We start from the raw sequence: 3,663 nt of genomic DNA on the forward strand, positions 1-3,663 counted from the left end.
CTCGCATAGACGGCTTCGTCGTTGGCGTCTTGGATGGTGATTTCTAGCTCGGGGCCATCGATGTGAGTTACGGTGGCCTTGTTGCCTTTATCGATCCTTACGCTTAGACGGGTTTGGCCGATGCGCAGGTTCTTGATCTCGGCATATGGCCAGCCTTCGGGGAGTTTTGGGGTCATTTTGACCTTGCCCCAAGCCGCATCAGGCTCGACACGAAGAAGCCCCCAGACCAAACCTTCGCAATAGAGAGCCGCAGACCAAAGCTGGAGGAACTCCCAGTGCGAGGATTCATACAGGTTGAACTTGTTGGGATCGCCATCACTTGCAACGGTCTCCGGCAGCGCGCCCGGCATGATGTGGCCGAGGCATTTGGCGGTACCTCTAAGGAATCGCAAGCCCTGCTCCTGCTCACCGTAGTTAAAAGCGCCGACCGCCGCCATATTGGTTGAATAGGGCATGAAGCCGCCTTCATCAGGGTTCGAAATCCCTAAAAAGACGCCGAGTTTATTCGAAGACATCGGCCTGTCCACTCGCTTGAGCGCGCTGACCATTCTGGACTTTTCACCCGCTCGTGAGTGAGCTAAATAGACCGACGGCATATGGTTGAACTCGCCCTTTTCTTTTTCGAAGTCCGAGATTTGGGGCTTCAGCTTTTCATCGACCATGCCTGCGTAGGAACCGAATTCATCGACCCAGAAAATCTCTTCAATCTGGTTTTTGAACCGAAGCGTTTGTGCTCCGGCCTTTCCGACGATATCCCATTCTTGCATACGTTCGGCCATTTGGCGCATCGCCAAAAAGCCCATCGCCATGTGCGTCGGACAGCCCGCATCAACCGCGCTGTCAGGTTTGTCTTCGAAGTCGACAAGAATAATGTCATCCCGTGTCGGCAGTTTCAGGAGATAATCGAACAAGCCTTTCTTGCAAACCGGGTACATCTCCTTGAGGAACTCTTCATCGCCTGTCCATTTGTAGGTTTCCCAAACATAATAGGCGAACAGAGGTGTTTCTCCAACAGAACCTGGGTCATAAATATTGCCGGTGCTGACAAACGCATGAACGGCGCGCCAGTCATTCTTTTCCATAATCATCGCCAACATCCGGATCGCGTCTTTAGCTGTCTCATGCAGCCCGCAATTGAGCATTCCCGCAATCGAAACGACCGTATCCCCGGTGAAGTATTGAGCGTAGTCCTGAAGACCCGCATACGCGCCCGTACCGATGATGGGCGAGGTTTGGGTCAGCCATTCTAGGTTCATCTTGCCCCAGCTGTAACCGTCATTAAGCAGCTTCTCGGGGGTTTCGACGACCGTCATCTCCTCGGCTATCTTCTTGTACCAACCGACCTTCTCATCGAAGTACTTGTCGTATCCGTTGAGCACTTTAGTGGCTGTCTCGATAGCGCCCTTTTCGCCGGTATGGTCACCCGCGATAACGAAGCGCACGGTGGCATCGGGTTCCAGCTTGATAGGGATTTTGGCCAAAACGGACATACCCTTGCCGGTAGTTCGTTCCCAGCCCCAGATATCATCGCCAATCGCTACTCGGGAGACGGGCGTATCAAACGCCATCGCCGCGGTCCATTTGCCGTAAGCAAACGGAAGGTCGTTATTGGTGACACCATGGACAACCACAACTCCATCAACCGTCTCAGCTTCCAAAGAAATTGGATCTGGCCAGCCGGAGCACCAGGTTGGGATAATATCATAACGGGTTAAAACGTACATCAGTAGTTCTTTAGGCCCGCCCGGCTTGCTGGTGACATGGACTTCAGTGCCCATAGCCGGCTCATCCTTACAGGTGAACATTCGGCGCTCAACCGCCAGTTTGCCAGTAATACCCCAGTTGGTCTGTTCTCTTATATTCTCCCATTTGTGGTCAACCCACGCGCCCCAATCACCCACCACGAACTCATCGCACTCTCTAAGCCAGCCGCGGCGCATCGGGTTAAAGCCTTCGCACCCTTCGTCAATCTGGTTAAATCCAATCCAGATGCCATCCGCTACTTTAATCGGATGCGTCCAAATTCCGCCCATTTCGTTAAAGGTATGCCAGCCGACATCCGGCCAAAAACTATCTTGTGTGCCAATTGCATAGCATCGTCGTCCACAAAGCGCATATGGCCGCTTCAAATCCGTCGTTTTCGTCAACTCACCCTGCTTATTATCTTTCACTTAAATCCTCCCCAAATTGCGTCGCATTTCTGCAAGTCCTATTGTGCGCTAGTAAAGCAGCAGAAAGTAAGTCTTTTGGAACAAATTATGGTGCTAGAATTAGCCTTTGTAAAATTTAGCTTAGCCGGTATAATCGTAGCTATAAATTTGGGTGGGAGCAAGAAATGGATGAATTAATACAGAGCGCACGTACACTTAGAGAGAAGTTTCAAAAGGACCCCTATCGTCCTGCATATCACTTTGTGATTCCTGAAGGTTTCGGGGGGCCGTTTGATCCTAATGGAGCCATATTCTGGAAAGGTAAATATCACCTTTTCTATATCTATCAGGATAAAGAGCTAGGGGACTGCTGGGGGCATGTATCGAGCGTTGATTTACTCCACTGGCGATTCCACCCAGTCGGTTTAGCGCCTATGCCAGGGGATGTTGATAAGGGTATTTATAGCGGCGGGGCTTTTTTAGATAAAAACGGTATACCCACTCTCATCTATTTCGGCGTTGAGGCCGGTATCTGCATCGCCCAATGCGAAGAAGATGATCTTATCAACTGGGTCAAAAGTCCGCACAATCCGGTTATCCCTGAACTTAAAGAAGGCGATCCACGGCGTGAAATCTATGGCGTTTTCGACCCCCACTGCTGGCTTGAAGGCGACACCTATTATGTAGGGCTTGGCAACATCACCAAAGGGGATAAAAACGGCGATACGCTCTTCCTATTCAAATCAGATGATTTAATCAACTGGGAATACCTTCACCCGATGTATCAGTCGGACCGCAAGTGGACCTACCTCGATGACGATTGCGCCTGCCCTGATTTCTTCAAGCTGGGCAACACTCATATGCTCTTGTTTATCAGCCATAGACGAGGCGCGCAGTATTATCTGGGACGATGGGAGAACGAAACGTTCTACCCCGAGCGCCATGCCCTCATGAACAGCCCGAACGGCGGCCCACTTTTTGCGCCTGAGAGTCTGCTGGACGATAAAGGCCGACGCATCTTCTGGGCGTGGGTTTTTGAATGTTTCGAAAATCATGACTTAGGTTGGAGCGGTACGATGAGTATGCCGCGCATGCTTTCCCTGGCCGAAGACGGCACGGTTCTAATCCAACCTGTACCGGAAATCGAGAGGCTGCGTATCCGGCCGCGATCCTATGAGAACCTCACTCTCACCGGCGAGCGCGTGCTGGAAGGTGTCTGCGGCGATTGCCTTGAACTCTCACTCGAAATCGCTCCCAGCGATGCCGCCGAGTACGGCGTTAAAGTCCGATGTTCCCCCGATGGGGAGGAGCAAACCGTAATCACCTACAACCCCAAAGAAAAGACTTTATCCGTCGACACCCTCCAATCCCGTCAGGGCGAAACTCCAAATGTCGAGCTCAGCGAACTCAAGTTGTCTAGGACCCTCTCTATCCACGTTCTCCCGCTGGAGCTAGCCCCCGGCGAGCCGCTCAAACTGCGCATCTTCCTGGACAAATCCATCATGGAAGTGTT

Annotated in this window: 2 protein-coding genes; one reads left to right on the forward strand and one right to left on the reverse strand. The window is 51.8% G+C overall.

What is annotated here, in order from left to right:
• The coding region (locus WCO51_11025) for a hypothetical protein (GenBank protein MEI6513786.1) at positions 1-2,171 on the reverse strand (2,171 nt) is incomplete at its 3' end.
• Between the two features lie 164 nt (positions 2,172-2,335).
• Between WCO51_11025 and WCO51_11030 the strand changes: the two genes are divergently transcribed.
• Positions 2,336-3,663, forward strand: a 1,328-nt coding sequence (locus tag WCO51_11030; GenBank protein ID MEI6513787.1) for a glycoside hydrolase family 32 protein, incomplete at its 3' end; no start/stop codon positions are given.

The organism is bacterium, assembly GCA_037131655.1.
Classification (GTDB): Bacteria; Armatimonadota; Fimbriimonadia; order Fimbriimonadales; family JBAXQP01; genus JBAXQP01.